This is a genomic window from Tumidithrix elongata BACA0141 (genome assembly GCF_036349135.1).
Taxonomy (GTDB): Bacteria; Cyanobacteriota; Cyanobacteriia; order Pseudanabaenales; family Pseudanabaenaceae; genus Tumidithrix; species Tumidithrix elongata.
In genome coordinates, this window is record NZ_JAZBJZ010000091.1 from 1 (window position 1) to 21882 (window position 21882).

The following is a 21882-nucleotide window of genomic DNA, read 5'->3' on the forward strand; positions in this document are numbered from 1 at the left end:
CTTTTTTCTTGATTTTTATTCTCTTTTGGGTTCTCATGAATAATGTAGGCTAACTTTCTAACTAATCTTCTACAAAATTCTTGAAACAGGGGTATCCATCACTGTGGATAGAGACTCCAAAATATTAAAGCGAACTTCTGATAGAAGGTGCGCCTGCTGAAATCGGGGCTTTGGTTGCGTAATTCGCCATTCCTGATGAATTCGCCCAGGATGACGCGCCATCAATAACACGCGATCGCCTACCAATAGGGCTTCATCAATGTCATGGGTCACCATCAACACGGTTGTTTGCAACTGAGAAATAATCTGGAGCAGCAGGTTCTGCATATCGAGACGGGTAATTGCATCGAGGGCGCTGAAGGGTTCATCGAGTAGAAGTAGCTGGGGACGACGGGCTAAAGTTCTGGCTAAGGACAACCGCTGCGCCATGCCGCCCGAAAGTTGATGGGGATAGCTGCGCTCAAATCCTTGCAAACCAACTTGCGCGATCGCTTCCGCAATGCGGGTTCTTAACTCTGGTTTCGTCAGCTTTGGCATATGCTTGAGCTTCAGTCCAAAGGCAATATTCTGAGCGACGTTTAACCAAGGCAAGAGACAGGGATCTTGAAATACCATGCCAACTTGAGGATGGCTGCTGGTTAAGCGACTGCCCTGCAAATAAATTTCGCCGCGATCGGCTTGCTGCAAACCTGCGATCGTTGCCAACAACGATGACTTTCCACAACCACTAGCCCCCAGCAAACAAACCACTTCACCCAATTCCACATTTAAGTTAATACCCTCAAATGCAGTTAAGAAACCTCGTCGTGTCTGATATTGCTTATGCAAATTCTGCACGGCTAGGAGGGGAATATCTGGGTTTGGTAGAGTTTCTTGACTGACTGGCGCTGTAAATAGGTTACTCATCATCCTTCTCTCCAGAAATTGATGAATCCTGCAAGTCTCCTTGCTCCAAGTGATACAACATCTTTTTGAGTTGTTTAATTGCAGGCGTAACGATCGCCACAAAATAAGCTTCGCGCAATCGCCTTGCGGGTCGAGAACCATGCAGATATGCCCTCGCTCCAGCATGAAGCATGGCAGCATTGGCAGCCCGTAACGATAGCTCCGAACCAGCAATTCTGATCTCGAGCACTTCTCTCAATAAATCAGAGGTAATCTGCACGTCGGGCTGACTCAACCGATCCGCTAGGGTGTAGGTCTGATGACGGGCGATCGCGAGTTCCTCAGCAAGATCCTGCGCTCGATCGTCCAGAAAAGCATTTACATGCCCCAATCGCGATTGATAGCGCTCGATCGTATTGATGCAATCGGCAATCAACCCTAATCCCATGCCAACTTGGGTCAAAATAAATCCTGGGCGAATGCGCTGCACATAGTCTTCGCAAGGAACGGCCAAGATCCATTCATCGGGAATAAACACATCTTTAAAGCAACAGCTAAATGTGCCACTGCCCTCTAAAGCAATAAAGTGTGCATTTTGTCGGAGCGTTAAGCCTGCGAATTGGTCGGATGCGATCGCCATTAAGTAACCATCGCTATCCGTTAGTTTGGCGGCAATTCCAAATGGATGACCCGCACCAATATTAGAGACCCAGGGCAATAGACCGTTAAGGACATAACCGCCCGATTTCCGCTTTGCTGTAAGTGCAATTTTCTCGATATCCGCAAAGTGCTTCATCGGATTCGATAGACCCGTTCCACCCAATAGCGTTCCCTTAGCGACCTGCGGCAAGATGTGAGTTTTCAAATAGGCATTGTCACTATTCTGCATGTACCAAGTGCAGGCTATTTGACACCAAGCCATAAACCCCGTACACAAGCATTCTGCGGAAATGGCTTCGATTACTTGAATAGCCGCTTTCAGTCCGTTGCCCGTTCCACCAAATTCTGGCGATACCGTCTGACCAAATCCCTGTAACGCACCGACACGCTGCATAAATTCGCGTGGGTACATACCTTCATCAATAGACTGTACTTTTGGCGCAAGCTCTTGGGTAATGATGGCTTGTAATTCTGCAATCAAAGGACTTACCGTTATTCCTTCAGCAAAACTTGGCAATTTACTAGAAATCTTCTCAAACGCTAGCGGTAAAGTAGTCTGCATAGGTCAAATACCCGAAAATATCCGAAAAAGAAAATGGGGGCGATCGGAACAAATGGAATCTTTCCTTAGAATTCCAAGAAATCAGTTCTATTCAGCCAGAGCGACATCGAGATTTACTGGATTACGGAGGGTATTGGCGACTGGCGACCACACATTAGAATGGGCAATCGCGACTGACATTCCCTTCTAAGTTCACTTTAGCTCGTATATCGGTGAAACCTAGACGCTTTTCGCTAAGGTCACCAATTCCCCAGACTCCTGTGATATTAATATCTCCTTCGAGTTCCAGTTCTAGCTTGGTCAGAGTGATTCCACGCACGATCGCATTGGCATGAATTCCTACGGACAAACAGGAGCCAAGCGCTGCTAGCACTGCTTCCGAAGGATTAGGCGCTGTATCTTGACCGAGCAAACTGGGGGGTTCGTCAATCACATGTTCGGGTAAGTCACGCACATAGTTTAAGTTACGGAACTGCCCTTCACAAACGGTTTTGATTTTGATCGATTTGACAACATTGGGACTTGCCTTGGCAGTAGCTGCCAAATTTTCCAATCCAGTTTTGCTCACTGGACGCAGGGTGTTTTGAGAGGCGATCGCTGTTTCAGTCATAGGGTTTAAACGATATTTCTTGAATAGAACAATCTATCTAATTAAAAGCGCAATGAATAAAGCCACTATAATTTTGGCTTAATACTACGATAAATACATAGACTTATAGGACTTAAGCTATCATGGATTTTTCAAAAAGGCAACTGTTAGGTAGCACCAAAAACACGACTTTAAAGCTACAAGAAATAGGCTTTCTAAAAAAACGTGAATGCAATCTCTCCACTAAGGTACTGGCTCGAAAGACTGTGCCCATAGGCTCAACGCCGATCGAGCACAGCCGAAGCCCCCTGGGACTTTAATTCCCTTACCTCTATTCAATTGTGCTTTATGGCGTGTTTTACGGTCTAATTAAGCTAGTGAAATCCAACCAAAAGTTTGCCATCTGAAGCATTTGTTTTAGCCAAGAGACAGTGCTAGATCCCTTGTAATTCCACGATAAGCTAAGAGGTTTGCCGTAAATTTTATTTATGGATGGCAAGAAACATTCTTAATGGGGGTTAAATTTTCCCGAAGCGGCGATCGCGGCTTTGAAAGCTAACTAAGGCTTGATGAAAAGCCTCGCGATTGAAATCTGGCCATAACATTTCCGTACAGTAGATTTCCGTATAGGCCATCTGCCATAGCAAAAAATTACTGAGGCGCATCTCTCCGCTAGAACGAATCAAGAGATCGGGGTTCCGAATATTCACGGTACTGAGATACTGCTCAAACACATCCTCAGTAATGGCTTCAGACTGAAGTTCTCCATTGGCAACAAACTGACTCAACTGGCGACAAACCTGCACGATTTCATGTCGGCTGCCATAGTTGAGTGCGACAATCAGGTGTAAAGCTTGATTGTTGGCAGTAATTTGCATTGCTTGGGCGATTTCCATCTGAAGAACTGAAGGCAACGATCCTAATTCGCCAATAAATGAGATGCGAATTCCCTGTCTATGCATTTGTTCTACCTCCTGACGAAGCATGCTTTCAAATAACAGCATCAGAAAATTAACTTCTTCGAGCGGACGTTGCCAGTTTTCGGTAGAGAAGGCATAGACCGTAAGTATAGGAATACCCCAGTCTTGGCAACACTGTACGACCTCCTTCAAGCTATCCACTCCCTGCCGATGTCCTGCTATTCGTGGTAATCCCTGATTTTTTGCCCACCTGCCATTCCCATCCATAATGACAGCAACATGCTGGGGTAAACGTTGCGGTTGCAGATCTTGGGGTAAAGCCGTAAATTGTTTTGCTGTCATTGTTTTTGCTCCTCTTTTTCGTTCTTCGCTAAAGGCTACATTGATTCAATGATTCGCAGGGTGGTGTGCCCAAGAGCCCTTGTAGATATTCAGGAGTAAGGGTCGATCGCCACCGCCAGAGTCGATGCATAACCCGTAAAAATGTATAGGTCAATTCCAGTTTGGAAATTGGATGCCAAGTTTGCCAGTCAAGCAATTCCATGACGCGGCCAAAGGTGCGATAGATTTCTACAGAAGGGTTTGGGATTTGTTTTGTCGATTGAGTGACTTGAGATCGCGACTGACCGTAGTTGGTGAGAATTCTGTTAAGGGAATCCTTGAGGCGATCGCCAGAGGATTCCGCAAAAGCCCAAATTCCAAATCCAAAAAACTTGGTCATGTGGTTGATTTCATCCAATAGGATTTCTACCAATACCTGTTGCAGAGCATCGGTGGAATGGGCAACTAACCAAAGGTAGAGACAGGTAGCACCGTATTCCGTAACGAAGCGATGCAGCCCATGACGGTACATATCTTGGTAAGGACATTCTGAAGGTTGATAGGGCTTAACTCTCGTAGGTTTGGCAGTTAGCGACTCCCCCGTAAGCTCTTTATAAATTTTGGCTAAAGCTGGGCTATGTTGGCGTTCTTCTTTTTCCCACATTCCCAATTCCAATAAGCTTCCATCCTCCGCCCATTGTCCTCCCACAAATCCTGCCATTGGTTGGTGGAATCGTTTGAGATATTGCCAACTCACTTCTGAATAGCCGCGAATGGGTGATTCAACAGTCGTTGCGCCTACTAGCACCGCCAGAAACACCTCGACTTTTAAGCCGAAATCTTGTTTGTAACCAGTGGGGTTGTGGGTAAAGCCTACCCGCTAGATCTTCGTTGTAGTTAGTGAGTGACATGGCATAGGGTGATTTAGGTCTACACAAGAGCCTAGAAGAGTCCCTTATTCTTGTCAGTCGGATGCAGTAGGCAAATTAGTAGGAAAAAGTCGGTTTCTTCTGGATGGAAAAAATAAGTCGTTCCGTTTCTATCGCGATCGCCTCTTTTAGTGCAGACATATTCTTTGGTTGAGTCAGATTTAACGATCCTTATATTTATCCATCGTCATAATGATTGCGAAAGCTAGTACTCCTCCCAATATACCAACCGTCCTCCAGATTTCGCCTGACGTCACTGGTTGATTACTAGTTTGCTGAGTGGGAGAAGGTTGGTAAGGCTTTTTGGGACTTGTTATTAGCGAAAGTGGTATGACGATCAATAGACCAACAATTGCCGTAAAACAGCCCGAACCATTTTGTCGCTTCATATAACCTCGGTGCACTGCCAATTACACTACCTAATCGAGCAAAGGTAGTGTTCGATTAGGTAGTGTCGGATGATGTTTTATCTTAACTTACGTCTGGTGCATCTAAAAACTGGGAGATTATGGGCGATCGCTTTGCCAGTTTTAAGGTATGCCTGCAATGTGAGTTGATGTAGGCTTCAATTATGCGATCGCTTTGATCTCGCGGATATATTCGTGTTCGTTAATTTTGCCCAATTGGAACTTCTCTTGTAGAGCCGCGATCGCTGGTGCGAGTTCCTTTTGCTTTTCCGTGATCGCCTCTTGCAGATCTTGGAACGTGCGTTTGCCCTCGGCTCTAGCATCAGAAAACAGTTCTGTTAGCGTGACCCCATCGATTTCGCAGCCTTCAGCAAAATATTGATTCGCCAGATTCCCAATTGCCCAAGTCATGCTAAATGCCGTAGAACCGCTAATGATGCTTCCTGCTACGGGAATCAGAAGGACGATATTAGAGAGGGCAATCCTTGCTGCGGTCGCGCCTACGCTGCCAAACACGACCTTATTAAAATCTGGAGAGGCATAGTTTGAGGGATAGCCCCAAATCTTGCCGATTTTTTGAATCAATTCCACTTGATCTTTGTAAATCATCAAATGGCTGACCGTGGCAAATCCTGGTGTGGGCATCGCACCACCGACAGCATGCATAATCGCAAACAGGCGCACGTTGGTATTTACTGCCAATTCTCGTTTGTCAGGATCGGCGATCGCTTCCATTTGTTCCGCGATCGACAGATTTTGGGCGGCATTGACAATGCCAGTGAGCTTCTCAATGGTCGTATCCGCCAACTCAAACTTAGCTTGAATTGTCTGCAAGAGTTCTGTTTCAGGCGTACTGACGTCGCTATCCGCTTTAGCCATGATGTAAGCAGATTGGTAAAGTTGCTCCTTAATCAGAGGACTATTAATTTTTCCGAGCAGATCGTTCGCAGAGATTCTCTCTTCGAGCAAGCGATCGAGCGTAATCTCCTCGCCCAGATCTAGAGCAGCAATGGCTTCTGTGAGTAGGGCTTTTTCTTGGTCGTCCAAACGATTATCCGCGATCGCCACTTGAATCAAAATCATCAAACAGGCAAAGATCTCTTCGCGATTGATTGCCAAATTCCCTAGAACCGTTGACTCAAATACGCTTTCCGCTTGGCGATCGGCTACCGTAAATAGGCGCGTAAATTCTCCTGGTGCCCAGTCACCTTGGGTAGGCCGACGTTCGGCACGTTCTCCCTTTGCCGAAGCAGATTGCAAATAGAGATAGCGGCAGTCAACCTGTTCCAGATTGGTGCTCGAATCAATTGTCCAGCGATCTAGGCAAGCTCCCGTGAGCAAGGCATTACCAAAATCTGTGCCTACCGCATTCGCTAGGGTAAGATTCGCTCTTTCTAGGTTCGCACCGCGCAGTTTAGCCCCTCTCAGATCCACTTCTCTCAGGTTCGCAGCACTCAGATCCGCACCGCTCAAATTCGCACCTCGAAAGTCTACGCCCACATAGGACTGTTTCCTCCCATTGCCTGTGGTCAATAGATGGCGTAAGGCAGGTTGGCTCAAGATCGAGTGGGGTTCTACCCTTGCTAGAGAAAGCTCTTCAGTTTGATAAAAGCGCGATCGCGTCAAAATTGCTTTTCTCAAGTCCGTGTTATTCAAATGGGCTTGGGAGAAATCCGCATCGGTAAGGTTCGCATCGTGGAAGCTCGTTCCCAAAACTGCTGCCGTCATCACAGCAAAATTATGAATGGAAGTGTGTCCCTCGTCACCTGAGATCGCTTGCCATGCCACATAGATACCTAGACCCACTGTACAGAGAGAACTCCATACAGGTGCATCTGCGAATTGACATCCCACCACTGCGGCTACGATCGCGATCGCGCCTGCAAATGCCCCTGCGGTCTTACCACGCACCATCTCAGCACTTGCTACAATTGCGGCAACAGATCTCGCGATCACAAAGGCTAACAGCACGCTCAGCGTGCTAGTAGCGAGTGCCTCCGCGATCAAGGGTTGGGAACCGATAATCGAACCTGCAATCACCGTTGCTGCCACCATGCCTTTAAACAAAAAACTGTCTAGAACGCTGAAACCTTGGCGCAGTGCCACCAAAAAGCCAAAGGCTAAAGCAATCAGCAAAAATACGCTTGGGATAGCAGCGATTCCCGTTCTTGTCAGGGTTTCCCTCGCGATCGCCGTACTCAGGAAAAAAGATAAGATGCCCGTCACGCTAGCGAGCGCAAATAGACCCGTCAAAGCGATCGCTTTGCGCACATTGGTCAGCCCTGCTTTGGCATGGCTAAAATTTGCACCCGTGAGATTCGCACCCGTAAAATCAGCGCTGCGAATATCGGCGCGACTAAAGTTAGCTCCGCTCAGATCTTGTCCTTTAAAAGACCGTCCGCGTAGATATTGACCCGCAAAGTCCTGTGACATCTTATCCTCCAGTCAATGTAGCCCTTCATTTTAAATCAATTTTTATGGGGCAGTGCTCTTACCTCTGCCCTAATGCTTAATTCCCATAGGGACGGGGATAGGGGCGGAGCATTTTGATGGCGCGATAAACATGAAATTTTTGCACTGTTTCGCCACCGCGCTTAATCGGTACCTCACCCACTTTTTCGATCGCCTCAAAATAGCTGCTGTATTTAGAAACGATGCTAGGCAATAGCCCCACACTCTGCTCGATAAATGGTTCTTGAAACAATTCCGCAGAAACATAGAGCGCGTTTTTGCCGACCCAATCTTCAGCCTTTGACCAATAGGCAAAGCCGCGTAAATCTTGATCGAAACAAGTAATCGGCTTATTGCCAATCGGGGAAATCGCCATGCCCACCTGTCCTGTCACAAAGAAGTTATTGCTAAATACAAAGTCAGATTTGGCGAGGGCAGCACTTAGCACAGGTGAATCTTTAAATCCCTGACGCAACTGTACGAGATCGATCATTTCGGTAGAAGGATCGTCCTTGGCTGCCCAAAATCCTCCGAGGATGGCGCGATCGCCTCCTTTTTGGAAAATACCACTATGGACATGCATCAAGGCAATCAACATGATCGTGACAATCGTTATACTCGAACCCCAGAGCCAATTTCGTATGCGCTTGGGGTGCTGTAGTTGTGCGATCGCTGCCTGCTGTCCCAAAATTAAAGTGGCACCATAAAATCCTGGCATATGCCAAGAGGGTAGGACTTGACGATAGCCACCCATGAGCGTGAAACCTAAAAATATGGGTAGAGACACCGCTAAGATCAGTAACTGCTTTTGCTGCATTGGTTCTAGGTTGATCGATCCATTGCGATAGTTAAACTTATCTTTAGCGATCGCCAGAATTTGCCCTGTTACTTTGAGATTCGTCCACCAGATCGGAAACCCAAATGTGGGAAAAAGATAGCCTACACCCACTAAAAAAGTTACGAATAAGCCTTCAAGGCTATACATCTCTGTGGGTACGGCTCTCGTACCCTGAAAGCGAAAAGATGCCCAGCTATGTTGGGCGTTCCAAATGGCGATCGGAGAAATGGTCAAACCAAACAGGACTAAACCAGCGATCGCCCAAGGAGAAGAAAAAGCGGGTCGATGGTGCTGACTAAGCAAACAAAATAAAACTAGTCCAAATCCCAAGATAAAGCCGTGATATTTCCCCAAACAGGCTAAGCCTACCAGTAACCCTATGAGTGCCAAGCGAGGGGTGGGTTTATAAGGCAAAACCCCATCAGTAGGGGTAGTAGGAAAAAATTCATGGGCAGCTACCCATAGCGTTGCTGCCCAGAAAAACATAAGAGGGCTGTCAGGTAGGGTTAAAAAGCCGAAAGCTACCTGAAAGATGGGAATCGCTGTAACGAGCGCTAACGTCAGCGTGGCTGTACGTTTGTCAAACAACTTAGCACTAGTGAGATAGAGAAATCCAAGCGTACCCGTATATAAAATCACCGAGCCAATCCGAATCGTGAATTGGGTGACTTCCCCTGTGAGCCAGATACCTAGCCCCGTGACCCAAGCCACTAAGGGCGGATGATCGAAATAGCTCCAATCAGGGTGCAGTGTGTATAGGTAGTAATACGCTTCATCATATCCCGTGTTCAAAAAACTAGCGGCCATCGTACGGAAGGCAAGACCCCAGACCAGTAGAGCGATCGCCCACTTATGCATATTCATTCTGTAAATTAGTAACCGATACCTACAGCCTAACCCATCCCAGGAATGAGTCCCTTGGTCAGGCTTTTGACTGCTGCACCGGCAACGTCACGGTAGCGAACTTCACCACAGAGGATCTGTCCCATGCGACGAGTAGCCCCAGGACGCTTGATTCCAACTTTGTAAGCAAAACTAGGAATGCGATAGAAAATGCCCGCAATCCTTTGTGCCCAAGCCATGTCAGCACCCCATTCTTGTTGAACGGTTTCGGTATAGTCTTTAAGGGCATTGGTGTCACCCCCTAAAGCCCGATCGATCGCCTTTGCTGCCAACATCCCTGTAAACAGAGAAGGTCTGATCCCTTCGGCTGTAAATGGATCGACCACACAGGCTGATTCACCTGCTAAAACGGCATTCTGAGTATGTAGGGCTTGGTCGCCATCCCATAGACAAATCGGATGACCAAATTGTTTGACAGTACTAAAGTCCACGCCAAAGGTCTTGGCATATTCTGCCCCAATTTCTTTGAGGTTTTGTTTTTCACCGCCCAAAAACGTGCCAATGCCAATCGAGTAGCCATCGGCTTTGGGAAAATTCCAGATATAGCCATTACTGACAGCACCAAAGTCAAAATGGGCAGCCTCGACATTGTGGTTGGTCGCTGGAGCTTCCACCTCTAAGGCTGCTCCCATTCTACGTTTGCGCTCTTTAAAGCCCAGCCATTTTGCCATAGAGCCTTTGGCGCCATCGGCGGCGATTAGATATTTGGCTTCGAGGACTTCCTGTTCGGTTTTGACCAACCAGCGATCGCTTTTCCATTCAATGCCAGTCACGACTGTACTATCCCGTACTTCAGCACCAAGTTTTTGTGCCTGTTGAATGATGTAATGATCGAAGATATCGCGGCGTACCATCCATACAGGCTCTTTGGTTGATAGCTCAACCGTTTGTGGTTCGCCTGACTGCCATGTATAACGAATTTGCCTGATCGTAAGTGAGATTGCAGGGGTAAAATCAAAGTCAAACCATTCCTGCACAATGGGAGAAACACCACCACCACAAGGTTTGTAACGGGGTAAGCTTTCTCTCTCTAGAACCAATGCCGAGCGTCCTGTTTTTGCCAAATGATAAGCTGCTGCGCCACCTGCGGGGCCTGCTCCGACAATTATGCAGTCGTACATAAGTAAAAAATATGTGAATTTTTTAGGATTTCAAGATAAAGCCATACAAGTTTACCCTCAAGCGTTCATTTTACAGTTTTGACTCTGAGTAAATCTATGGGGGTATTGCAGTTAAGTAACATTTGGGAATCGACATTGCCGATCGCCTCGACATTGTTCTGAGATAACCACCGTTGGAACGAACTGCCACCTGTTTCGATAAACTCCTCTAGATTTTTCAAACAGCTACTGCGATAAAAGCCGCATAGGGGCTCCCATTCAGGCTGATATTTAAAATTTTGGCGAGAATTTTGCGAACTAGAAGCGACATGTCTGGGTAGATAGGCGATCGCTTTTTCGGGCAGATCGGACAATTGATTTGCCCAAGTTTGCAAAATTGCCCCATCCAGATGGGGGAGATCGCAGGCAAGCAAAAGTACCCAATCTAGAGGGTTAGAGGCTTGGTTTACCTCAGCCAATCCCAAGGCAAAGCCAAAGAGTGCGCCTTGCCGATCGCGATCGTGGACAAATTTGCTGCCAGAAGGCAAAGCCAATTTCTGATAGCGTTCTTGCCAACCTGTAACGATATAGATCTCCGTTGACCCAGCTTGCTGAGCGGCAGTACAGATGCGCTGCAATAAGGGGACGCCATCGATTTCGACTAGCGCTTTGTCTTGTCCCATGCGGGAACTTTGTCCACCTGCCAGTGCGATCGCGGCAATTTTCATTTTTTCTGACCGTAACGATTAGATGAGCTGTTGACTAGTGACTGAACGACGATTCCTTTGCCTTGTTTAGATGTAGTTTGTAATACGTTAGAAACTAGCACAGATAGCTCAATCTCTGGCAAAAAAAGTCTAAATGCTTGTAGTTGCTATTCGCTGTCTGGAAGCCTGTAGCGCGCTTTTTAAATAGCGACACTTCAGGAATGCGATTTGAAAAAATTACCCCTCAACCTGTATGGGTTAAGGGGTAGGGCAAAATCTAAAGAATTTTGCTTGAAGATTTGATTTTGAATTTATCTGGCTGGACCTAAACCAACTTTGCCTGCATAAACTGCTTGACTGCCTAGCTCAGCCTCAATCCGTAGCAAGCGATTGTATTTGGCAACGCGCTCGCTTCGACAGAGAGAGCCTGTCTTAATTTGTCCCGCACGGGTGGCAACTGCTAGATCGGCAATGGTCGTATCTTCTGTTTCGCCCGAACGGTGGCTGATTACAGAACGGTATTTGTTTTTGTCCGCTGTCGCGATCGTCTCTAGGGTTTCCGTCAAGCTACCAATTTGGTTGAGCTTAATTAAAATCGCACTGGCGCAGCCGTCGCGAATGCCTCGGTCGAGGCGGGTTTTATTGGTGACAAACAAATCGTCGCCCACAAGCTGCGTATTGCTCAGTTGCGTTGTAATTGCTTTCCAACTCGCCCAGTCTTCTTCCTGTAAGCCATCTTCGATAGAGACAATCGGATATTGGCTCACCATCTTTTCGTAATAAGCGATCGTTTCGGCGGCACTGTGAGATTTGCCATCAAAGGTGTACTGACCGTCTTTATAGAGTTCGTTAGAGGCAACATCTAAGGCAAGAGCAATCTGCTCGCCTGGTTTGTAACCAGCCTTAGTAATTGCATCCACCAAAAGCTCTAAGGCGGCTTGGTTAGACTCTAGGTTAGGGGCAAAGCCGCCTTCATCGCCCACGGAGGTGGCTAAACCCTTGTCATGCAGCACGGCACTCAGGGCTGCAAATACCTCTGCCCCGTAGCGCAAAGCCTCTTTAAAGCTCGGTGCGCCCACAGGCACGATCATAAATTCTTGAATGTCAACGTTATTGTCGGCATGAGCGCCACCATTCAGCACATTCATTAAAGGCACTGGTAGCAGATTTGCTAAGGGGCTACCCAAATAGCGATAGAGGGGCAGTCCAATAGATGCTGCTGCAGCTTTAGCATTGGCGAGAGAAACTGCCAAAATCGCATTCGCTCCCAGTTCGGTCTTGTTGGGTGAACCGTCGCGATCGAGCATGGTGCGATCGATCAGCTCTTGATTGAGCGCATCTAGCCCTTTCAATTCGGGCAAAATTTTCTCGTGAATATTTCGCACTGCGATCAGTACGCCCTTACCGCCATAGCGTTTTTTGTCACCATCGCGCAGCTCATGGGCTTCAAAGCTGCCTGTTGATGCACCACTGGGTACTTGGGCTAGTCCTACCGATCCATCCGCGAGATGGACTTCTGCTTCCACGGTGGGTTTTCCCCGCGAATCAAGAATCTCCCGTGCGGCGATCGCGGTGATTGCTGTACTTTTCGTCGTTGTACTTTTGGTCACTATGACTCGTCCTCTTTATAACAACTATGCCTCAATTTGCTTTCAGATTTTAGCGCCAGATACTTTCAAAAATTGTGCCTATTTTAATATTTGATTGAGACTGCTTGAGATTTGCGATCGCACCCGTAAATTTTTCACTTGAATTTTTTATTTAAATTTTTCGCTCAAATTTTTAAGGACGACGACGGGGACGACGATGCTTATTGCGATCGGCTTTATCGCGTTCGTAAGCAATTAATCGACCATAATATTCATGCTTGCTGAGATTCATCGACAGAAAAATATGCTTGTGGGCATTACCAAACCCCTTGCGGGTAAAGAAGTTAACCGCAGGCAAATTGGCGGGATCGGTATCGACCAGCATCGACCTTGCCCCTTCTTCGATCATGCGTTCGACGATTTTGTCAACCAGTTTGTCCCCAATGCCCCGCCTTTGAAAGTTGGGATCGATCCCGAGCCAAATAATATAGCCGTAAGTCCAAGAGGCTTTGGTAATCACTGTTCCCAACACAAATCCTGCTAACTGCTCGTTGACTTCTGCCACCATGCAATATTCAGGATCGGTGTTATATAGCCCAATCACCTCCCATTCATCCCAAGTGCGATAGAGGTAGGGATAGAGATCGCTGGTAAATAGTTCTTCCCCAAGGTGATAGACAGGGGCAATATCGTCGATCGCCATATCGCGAATACTGACTGACGAGGGGGATAATTCGCTAGACTCAGAATCTGGTTCGGGGGAAACAATCATGGCGGCAAGTTGAGATAGCGCTTTCACAAAAGAAACTTACGCAGTTAATTATCTCCTAATTGCCACAGTCGCAATAAAATTCATAACTTGGATTCATGCCACAACTGCTCGATCGTAACGAATGCATAGCCTTGAGCTTGTAATAAAGGTAGCAACTGTGCCACAGTCGCGGCGACATCCTGACCGCCATGAGCGCCATCATGCAAAACAATGATGGAACCATTGACAACCTGATGCATGACACGGTTGACTACAACATCGATACCAGGACGTACCCAGTCTTCGGGGACTACGCTCCACATCACAGGACGATATTGCCATTGCCGCAGGAGGGTGAGCGTGCGGGGTGTAAATAGTCCATTCGGTGGGCGCACATCCCGAATATCTTTGGGATCGAGATCGCAAGCCTTGGCGATCGCGGCTTGCGTTTTCGCTAAACTCAGTTGAAGGGCATCGGCAGTGAGCAATGGGAAAGATGTATGGTCGTAACCATGTATGCCAACCCAATTACCGCGTTGATAGATTTCCTTAGCGATTTGAGGCGATCGCTCGACACAGCATCCCAACCAAAAGAAATTAGCGATCGCTTGGTGTTGGGCTAAAACTTGGATCAGTTGCGGCGTATATTGAGGATGTGGTCCATCATCAAACGTCAAAGCGACGACTTTACGATCTCCTTTGCCCGACCAGAGGCAATCTGGAAAACTCGGTTTTAAAATTTTATAGAGCTGAGGGTATAGGGGAGCTAGATGGATCATTGGAAATGTTTCTGACTACACAAACATCATGCCCGACCATCCAACCGCTCAAGCAACTGAGGCAATTCTGATTGCGGCAAGCGATCTCGATCCGAATTCATTAACCGAACCCGAAATCGTGCGAAAGGCTCTATTGAGTCTAGCGACAGCATCAGATTATCAAATCTTTGGTGTCTGTGCAGATAGTCAAATACAGGGACACTTGGCTCTAAAGGCTTATACGAAAGCATTTGGCTATGAAGTCCCCCCCACAATTGGCAAGGCTTCACAGAATTCCGAACATGGCATCTATATCAAATTTAACCCTAGAACAAATCTTTGCCATGAGGATACCTACTCTGGCAAGTATCGTGGGGTACTAGTTTCCTATCAATCCGACTTTGCGGATGGGCATTGTGGAACCTATGGGCACTTTCCCCTCGATCTATTCCATCTCTAAGTTTTAATACACCTAAATTTCTCCCTCTCTTCGATTGGAAAGAAGGAGAAATTTAGATCTTTTTTGTGAGCCTACTTATGAAGTATAGATATCGAACATTAATTTGCCATAAAGTTCAGCTTGTAACTTAACAGCAAACTATGTAACGAGTTTTGGTAACGAGTTTTAAAAACCAGAAATGATTACCAAAGGGCAGGAACTGCTGGTGCTGGTGGCTCGTACCGTGGTACAACGACAGGCTCTGCTTCGACAACGGGAGCAGCACAAGAATTGAAACCTTCAGCTAGCAAAGATGAACAATAGACATTTGGTAGATCGCGGGTGCGAAGGGTGGGATCGCTCATCGTTTGCAGATCCATCATTTCTTGATTTACAGCCCGAAAGGCACTCGTTTGGCGTCCGATTTCCTGATCCCGATATTCAAATTGAATGTAGGGATTGGGGAGATTGATATCGGATGTCATATCTAGAACCTTTGTATATACCTGCGGATAGACCGCTGGATAGTTATTGGGGTAAGCATCCTGATTGGTGCGATAAGGATTGGCAAAAGATGGAGCCGCAGCGATCGCCATTGAAGCGATCGCGATCGATGAAGCTAGCAAACAAAACCGAGTACTCATAATGTACATCCTCACAATTAGATGCAGAATAATTTAGCAGATTAATTACCGTTTAAACTAATAATTCTATTAATTAATTAATTTATGACTGAAGATATTCAAACCCGAAAAAAACTGCTAGAACTTTTTTGCCGTTTGGCTTATAAAAGTGGTAATTTTACACTCTCTTCTGGGCAAGCTAGTACCTATTACATCAACGGGAAATTGGTAACTTTAGATCCCTTTGGTGCGCTTTGGACTGGACAGGTTTTATTGTCAATGTTACCCCCAGAAACACAAGCAGTGGCAGGCTTAACTTTGGGTGCCGATCCGATTGTTTCTGCGGTAAGTGTTGTGTCTGCCTATGAGAATCGCCCCATTCCAGCATTGATCGTACGCAAGCAAGCAAAGGGGCATGGTACTGCTGCTTGGATTGAAGGCCCTCAGCTACCAGCCCAAGCCAAAGTCGTTGTTTTAGAGGATGTTGTAACCACGGGTAAATCAGCGATGTTTGCGGTAGAAAAGTTGCAAGAAGCAGGCTATCAAGTCGAGCAAATTATCACGCTTGTCGATAGAAATCAAGGTGGCGCCGAATTTTATGCTGAGGCAGGATTAAAGTTTGCCTCTGTATTTACGATCGCTGAGATTCAGGAATTTGCCAGCCAACTAAAACTAGGCAATTAAACTAGTCAAATAAATCATTGAAATCAGCCTGTCAAATAACCACTTAAATGACATGACAAATGCCAAGCATTCGACCCAAGTTTCTGGCTCTAAAGTAGGAGGAAATCAAAAGCCTAATCGATCGCAAACTTACCAAAAACAAAAAAAGCGTAAACCTAGTCTCTGGCAGCGTTTTTTTAATTGGTTAGAATGGCGTTTCTCTACACCAGAATTTGCAGGGGGAATGCTAATTGGCTTGGCAGGTTTTTTCTTTGCGGCTGCCAGCAATACGTTAGCGGGATGGCTGTATGTGATTAGTGGTGTCAGCTTTGCGCTATTGCTGATCGGGGCAGTTATGCCAGCACGTTTGTTACGCGAACTAGAAGTGGAGCGATCGCAGATCGAGGCTGTCAGTGCGGGTGACGACATCACCGTTGAGTTAGTATTTCGCAATCCCACCAAAACCGATAAATTGCTGCTCGAAGTGCGGGATATTCTACCAGAGGGAATGTCGAATATTCTGAAACAAGAGGTGGTGATCGAGCAGATTGCCACAAACCAAAAATATTATTGGGCTTATAGCGTTCCGTCGATTCGGCGCGGCGTATTTCAATTTACTCAAGTAGAAATTGCCACAGCTAGCCCGTTTGGACTCTTTAGAAGTCGGCGATCGCGCCGAACTTCTGAGAAAGTGATCGTCTATCCAACCGTTTTGCCTCTAAGTCAATGTCCCTTGATCGATCAAATTGGTCGAGATACTAGTCCCAAACAATATAGCCCTGACCATACCCATAACACCTCTACGGAGGGCTTGACTAAAACCCTGCGCCCCTATCGCTGGGGCGATCCAACCCGTCTGATTCATTGGCGTACCAGTGCCAGATTTGGCGAGTTGCGCGTCCGTGAGTTAGAAGTCACAATTGGCGGGCAAGAGGTCATAATTGCCCTAGACACCTCCGCAGGTTGGCAATCGGAAGCCTTTGAGCAGGCGGTCGTCGCCGCAGTATCTTTGTATTTTTATGCCCAGAAAGTTAATCTCAATGTCAAACTCTGGACAAGTACATCCGACCTGTTGCAAGGAAATCGTTTGGTGTTGGAAACACTAGCTGCGATCGCGATCGATGAAACCCTTTCCCCAAATTCCTCATCGGATGTTTTGGATTTGCCCGATCTACCTGTGGTGTGGTTGACTCATCGCGATCGGAGTTTTGCAGATTTACCCCTTGGTAGTCGTTGGCTACTTTGGCAACAAGCAGATTCAGGAATTCCTTCTAGTTCGGGAGAGCTGTTAGGAATGGTGGTTGATGCGAACGATCCAGATACAGATTTAGATGGAGTCCCTGACACAATCTATAGAGCGCTACAATCCCAATTGCAATCTCAACTGCGTTGATTGGTGCATCTGCTGCGTTGATTGGTGCATCTGCGAAGATCTATTCTAGAAATTTGCATTTACTGAGAAGTAAAAGCCTGAATCTTGTAGGTTTGTGCCTGGGTTACTGACATTCACCAAAGGAATCCCATAATCGAGACGCAGGATAAGATTGCGGATCGGTTGGTAAGTTGCCCCTAAACCAATTCCAAGCAATGACTGGGTAGTCGAATTTATGCCCGAAGAATTCCAAATCGTACCAGCTTCCACAAAGGGTAGGAGTTTTACAGTAGAAAACCCTTCGCTATCTCTTGCCACGGGAAATTGCAACTCTACTGAAGCCTGAATGCCACTGTCCCCTGTAAGTTGATTTTGACGATAGCCTCGAATAGACTGAGGCCCACCTATACTGAAACGATTGAGCGACAGCAACTGATCGCCAGAGAACTGCATATTCAGTCGAAAGAATGCCAAGGTGTCGCGATCGGAACCCAGTTTTTGCACTCTCAAAACTTGACCGATCCAATAGAAAAATCTACCGTCAGGGGAACCATCTGTACGAATTGTGGCGCCTAGAGCATTTAACCCAAGATTGAAGGTAGAGCGCAATGCCCAAGCACCGCTTGGATCTCGGCTCAGATAATCTTGGCTAAATCGCAAAACTCGCGATTGCGATCGCCCGTCGTCAAACTTGAAATTCTGGAAATTAAACGAGCGATCGCCAAAATAGGAACCGCTATTCTCAATTGCGAAACTAGCCCCAAGGGCAAACTCTTCGCGAGGCGATCGCACTAAGGGTTGGCGATAGGCTAGCTCATAGGTTTGCGAATCTGTGAGGATTTTTAAGCTATCAAAGGGTGGCTCGGTAACTGGGTTTTGCCCCGCAGAAAGGTTAAAGCTAAGGGTTCCACCTTTCGGGTTAATCGGATATTGATAGTTCACCTGATAAATATCAGAACTACCAGAACGCGTGTACCCTAAAATCATAGAGTCCCCATTTCCCGTAGCATTAAGCTCTTGCAGGTTCACGCCAGCCCGATAGATCCCTGTAGAAGGATTTCCATAGTTATCGAAAAAGGGACGTATGCTAAAGGTTTGCGCTTCAGTAAATGTAATCTGTAAAACGCTCTGATTTTCCTTACTACCCGTGGTTAAATTGGCTCGAATGTCACCGATTAAAGGATCAGATCTCAATAGTTGAAGTTCGTCTTCTAGTTGTGTAAAATTGAGGGGTGGCGTTGCTGCTTGCAGGACGCGATCGCGGATATAGTCATCATTTAATCGACCTGATACATTTCCCGCTCGTTTAATGTCAACCCGTTCTAAAGCTCCTTCTCTTACTTGAATCGTGACTATACCATCCTTAATGTCTTGGGGGGTGAGAACAGCACGGGAAGTGATATAGTTGCGATCTTGATAGATTTGACTAATTTTGTCAGCAACATCTCGCAGTTGACTGAGCGTGACCGATTTATTTTGGAGTGGTACTGTCAACGCCTCAACTTCGGCTGCGGTGAGAATGGTGCTTCCCACGATGTCAATTCGCTTAACTGGAATTAAGACTTCGTTTTGAGGAACTTGTTGCGATAATTTAGTCTGCGAATTGCTTGGAGTCTGTGAAGGGGAGGGTTTTGGAAGGGGTAATTGCGAAGTGTTGAGAATTGGGCTTGAAGGCTTAGCTTGAAGCTTTGGTGTTAGAGATTCTGGTGGGCGAGTTAGTGGGGAGGATATGGAGGGAACTTGGGCATCGCTCGGGAATTTGCCTAACCCCAACATTAAGCTTGGCAGCGTGACAATCAGTATCTTGCTGCTCAACTTGATTAAACGTTTTAAATCTTGATTCACCCTCACACCTCAGATTGCTAACATGCACCAGTTTTATAGACCAACACTTACGATCGCAGTATGTTTTACGACAAGGAAATCTTAAATAAAATCTTTATACCATAAGGCTTTTAGGGAAATAGTTGGCTCAGTATTAAAGACCAACCGCTATATATTACATCTTGTTTGTCAAATTGAGATCTAGGAAATAACGGACTTTATCTTATGTTTCTCTTTATTTACAACCAATTTCCCACCAAGATAAAGGATGACCAAAAGAAAGGATGCCTTAGATCGACATTCCCTGTACCCTTGGGCAAGGCGATCGCACCTAAACCCTCAACTCCGACAATTTGATTGTTTTCAACTTTAACCTTTCCTCTCAACAAATCGAGTTGTGCTTGCCGTAAAGCAGTTGCTTTACTGATCGCATTGGGAAAAGCCTTATAAAGGCTAATCATGAGGGGAGCAGTCCCCGCATCTGACACCGTCCATAAAGAGGCAAGAATGCTTCTAGCCCCAGACTCTACTGCCAAACCACTGATACCCAAATTGTTCCCAACAGCAGTTTCGCAAGCACTTAAGGTCAGCATGTCGATCGCAGGCTTATCAAATCTTAGACCGGGAATTTGGTGCGATCGCAGCTTGCTATCCCAAAACTGAATATAGGAATCTTTAACGCGATCGGCAAGGAATTGACCGTGGGTTCCCAAATGCAAAATTCCATAGCTAGCTTTGCTCCTTTGCTCTTGCATATTGCCAACGGTGAAATCTTGGTCTAAAAATGCAACACCAGAGAGCACCTGCGTACCAATGGTTCTAATTTCAATTTCGACGGCTGGTAACGCACTTAAACCTTCTCTTGCTTGGGTTAACCCCATGGCTAAAACACTCGTGTTTTTGCGATCGCGATCTTCTAGTCTGGTCACCCGCAATGCTGGAATATTTGCGGAAGCATAACGTTCCATGAGGAACTGCTTGCCATCATGAAGCGCCGCAGGCGGAATTACGCGCAAGCCTGAGTCCATGACAAATACAATGGTTTCAATTTTCAAGGCTTGCAGCCGATCGTCAATTGGACGTATGACCCAGTCATAGAGCTTTTGCGCCTGTACTAAATAATCTTGCGAACTCGGATCGCGGAGGTTAGATCTGTACTCTTCCAAAATTGCCACAATTTCAGCTTCATTGGCATAATTGGTATAGCGGTGAAAGGGTTTACCTTTGTCCTTGGGAGGGATGACCAGAATCTCGATACGATCGTTCAGCATCACAGGATAAATCAATACCGAAATACTTCCAGATCGTCTTGAAACATCACCTATGATTTCTTGGGCTTGGTTCATGTTTAATACAGGCGGCTTGAGATCGTCTCCCAAATAAACCTCTAGCTCAGAAATATAGGCTTTTTCGATCGCTTCAAATGCTTTTGGTAAGTTCTCTTCTTTAAAGTAGCGATCGACCTCTCGTTTCATTACCTCCCTGATTTCTAGCAGTTTCAAGGTGTCTAGATCGGCGGCAAGAAGATCGACTAAAAGGTCAGGGGGTGTAAATACCGTATCCCCTGAGGGAGCGACAAGAATATTGCCTTGGGTAAAGATGCTCGTGCCGACGGGAATGATTTTGCCAAGAGCCAAGGTGGAGGAACCTGAGGTGACGATACCAGCGGTTCCATTAATACTGGGATCGCCAATGATGAAAGGAGCTAATCCGCCATGCCTGAGAAATATCTGACCGCCCGTTCCTCCATTACTGCTAGCAGAGCAAATACTCGCACCCGCACAGGCAGCAAACGTACTGGTCACAAAACCTAATACTCGAATATTCCCTCCTGTTGAAGAAGCCGAAAAACTTCCGCCCTGAATGGCTCCAGAAGTATTCGCAGAGTTGAAGATGATGTTACCTATGGGGTCGAGGGTAATATTGCCACCATTAGCGATCGCGCTTCTGGCATTGAGATTATTTGCTGTAATGCTGTTGCGAGCAGTGAAGTTAATATTGCCACCGTTGCCATTTCTTGCAAATGTATTTACATTTGCAGTAAAGATGCTATTTGCTGCCTGAAGAAAGACATTCCCTCCATTACCAATCAATGAAGTAGCACTAACGGTTCCTAAGCTAGTATTAATCCCTCCATTTGTACTAATCAGCAAAACCGAGCCAGCATTGCCACTTAAAGAAACAAAGGAAGATATATTTGAAGTAACAATATTATTTGATCCCCGAAGGGAAACATCTCCTCCTTTGCCAATAGATGAAGTGGAAACAAGGGCTCCCAAACTAGTGTCGATCGCTCCACTTGTACTTGTCAGAGAGATGTTTCCTCCATTACCACTAGTACTAGCGAAAGAAGATATATTTGAAGTAACGATATTATTTGCTGCTTGAAGGGAAACATTTCCTCCGTTTCCAATAAATGAAGTGGAAACAAGGGTTCCTAAGCTAGTGTCAATCGTTCCACTTGTGCTAATTAGTGAAATCGAGCCAGCGTTGCCACTACCAGACACACCAGCTAAGGAAGATATATTTGAAGTAACAATATTAGAGTTGTTGGGAAATAAAAACAAGTTGTGGACAGGGTTTTCCTCTTC

At 46.3% G+C, this 21882-nt stretch carries 17 protein-coding genes and 1 pseudogene; 3 read left to right on the top strand and 15 right to left on the bottom strand.

Annotated features, from left to right (window positions below; all coding sequences use genetic code 11):
• Positions 1-69: 69 nt before the first annotated feature.
• From V2H45_RS18590 to V2H45_RS18645, 12 genes and pseudogenes are all read right to left on the bottom strand, one after another.
• Positions 70-906: an ABC transporter ATP-binding protein gene (locus tag V2H45_RS18590; protein ID WP_330485170.1), complete on the bottom strand. Its 837-nt coding sequence runs from the start codon at positions 904-906 to the stop codon at positions 70-72.
• Positions 899-2107: an acyl-CoA dehydrogenase family protein gene (locus V2H45_RS18595; RefSeq protein ID WP_330485171.1), complete on the bottom strand. Its 1209-nt coding sequence runs from the start codon at positions 2105-2107 to the stop codon at positions 899-901. The genes V2H45_RS18590 and V2H45_RS18595 overlap by 8 nt, the downstream gene beginning before the upstream one ends.
• Before the next feature lie 87 nt (positions 2108-2194).
• Positions 2195-2717 (bottom strand): annotated as a pseudogene (locus V2H45_RS18600) (OsmC family protein).
• 497 nt (positions 2718-3214) lie between these two features.
• Positions 3215-3958 (bottom strand): isoprenyl transferase, encoded by a 744-nt coding sequence (locus V2H45_RS18605; protein ID WP_330485173.1) that lies wholly within the window; start codon positions 3956-3958, stop codon positions 3215-3217.
• A 28-nt stretch (positions 3959-3986) separates the two neighbouring features.
• Complete coding sequence (locus V2H45_RS18610; RefSeq protein ID WP_330485174.1) at positions 3987-4745, bottom strand: ferritin-like domain-containing protein; 759 nt, start codon at positions 4743-4745, stop codon at positions 3987-3989.
• Between the two features lie 690 nt (positions 4746-5435).
• The gene (locus V2H45_RS18615) at positions 5436-7706 is read right to left on the bottom strand and encodes a pentapeptide repeat-containing protein (protein ID WP_330485175.1); all 2271 of its coding nucleotides are present in this window, start codon (positions 7704-7706) and stop codon (positions 5436-5438) included.
• A gap of 76 nt (positions 7707-7782) precedes the next feature.
• Complete coding sequence (locus tag V2H45_RS18620; RefSeq protein WP_330485176.1) at positions 7783-9426, bottom strand: ArnT family glycosyltransferase; 1644 nt, start codon at positions 9424-9426, stop codon at positions 7783-7785.
• 29 nt (positions 9427-9455) lie between these two features.
• On the bottom strand, positions 9456-10586 hold the full coding sequence (locus V2H45_RS18625) for a geranylgeranyl reductase family protein (RefSeq protein WP_330485177.1): 1131 nt from the start codon (positions 10584-10586) through the stop codon (positions 9456-9458).
• 65 nt (positions 10587-10651) lie between these two features.
• Positions 10652-11293: a molybdenum cofactor guanylyltransferase gene (locus V2H45_RS18630; RefSeq protein ID WP_330485178.1), complete on the bottom strand. Its 642-nt coding sequence runs from the start codon at positions 11291-11293 to the stop codon at positions 10652-10654.
• A 290-nt stretch (positions 11294-11583) separates the two neighbouring features.
• A complete protein-coding gene (gene eno, locus V2H45_RS18635; RefSeq protein WP_330485179.1) occupies positions 11584-12882 on the bottom strand; it encodes a phosphopyruvate hydratase in 1299 nt (432 codons plus the stop codon).
• A gap of 172 nt (positions 12883-13054) precedes the next feature.
• Positions 13055-13564 (bottom strand): GNAT family N-acetyltransferase, encoded by a 510-nt coding sequence (locus V2H45_RS18640; RefSeq protein WP_408648828.1) that lies wholly within the window; start codon positions 13562-13564, stop codon positions 13055-13057.
• 149 nt (positions 13565-13713) lie between these two features.
• Positions 13714-14388, bottom strand: a complete 675-nt coding sequence (locus V2H45_RS18645; RefSeq protein WP_408648829.1) for a polysaccharide deacetylase family protein — start codon at positions 14386-14388, stop codon at positions 13714-13716.
• A 31-nt stretch (positions 14389-14419) separates the two neighbouring features.
• On the opposite strand from V2H45_RS18645, the gene V2H45_RS18650 reads away from it, so the two are divergent.
• Complete coding sequence (locus tag V2H45_RS18650) at positions 14420-14830, top strand: DUF1824 family protein (protein WP_330485182.1); 411 nt, start codon at positions 14420-14422, stop codon at positions 14828-14830.
• A 182-nt stretch (positions 14831-15012) separates the two neighbouring features.
• Here the strand turns inward: V2H45_RS18650 and V2H45_RS18655 are convergent, their stop codons facing one another.
• A complete protein-coding gene (locus V2H45_RS18655) occupies positions 15013-15453 on the bottom strand; it encodes a hypothetical protein (protein ID WP_330485183.1) in 441 nt (146 codons plus the stop codon).
• An 84-nt stretch (positions 15454-15537) separates the two neighbouring features.
• On the opposite strand from V2H45_RS18655, the gene pyrE reads away from it, so the two are divergent.
• On the top strand, positions 15538-16116 hold the full coding sequence (pyrE, locus tag V2H45_RS18660) for an orotate phosphoribosyltransferase (protein WP_330485184.1): 579 nt from the start codon (positions 15538-15540) through the stop codon (positions 16114-16116).
• A gap of 52 nt (positions 16117-16168) precedes the next feature.
• Positions 16169-17488 carry a DUF58 domain-containing protein gene (locus V2H45_RS18665; RefSeq protein ID WP_330485185.1) on the top strand — a complete coding sequence of 440 codons (1320 nt, stop codon included), beginning with the start codon at positions 16169-16171 and terminating at the stop codon, positions 17486-17488.
• Between the two features lie 45 nt (positions 17489-17533).
• On the opposite strand, the gene V2H45_RS18670 is transcribed toward V2H45_RS18665, so the two are convergent.
• Positions 17534-19312 carry a ShlB/FhaC/HecB family hemolysin secretion/activation protein gene (locus tag V2H45_RS18670; RefSeq protein ID WP_330485186.1) on the bottom strand — a complete coding sequence of 593 codons (1779 nt, stop codon included), beginning with the start codon at positions 19310-19312 and terminating at the stop codon, positions 17534-17536.
• A 218-nt stretch (positions 19313-19530) separates the two neighbouring features.
• Positions 19531-21882: CHAT domain-containing protein (locus V2H45_RS18675; RefSeq protein WP_330485187.1), on the bottom strand; the 2352-nt coding region annotated here is incomplete at its 5' end.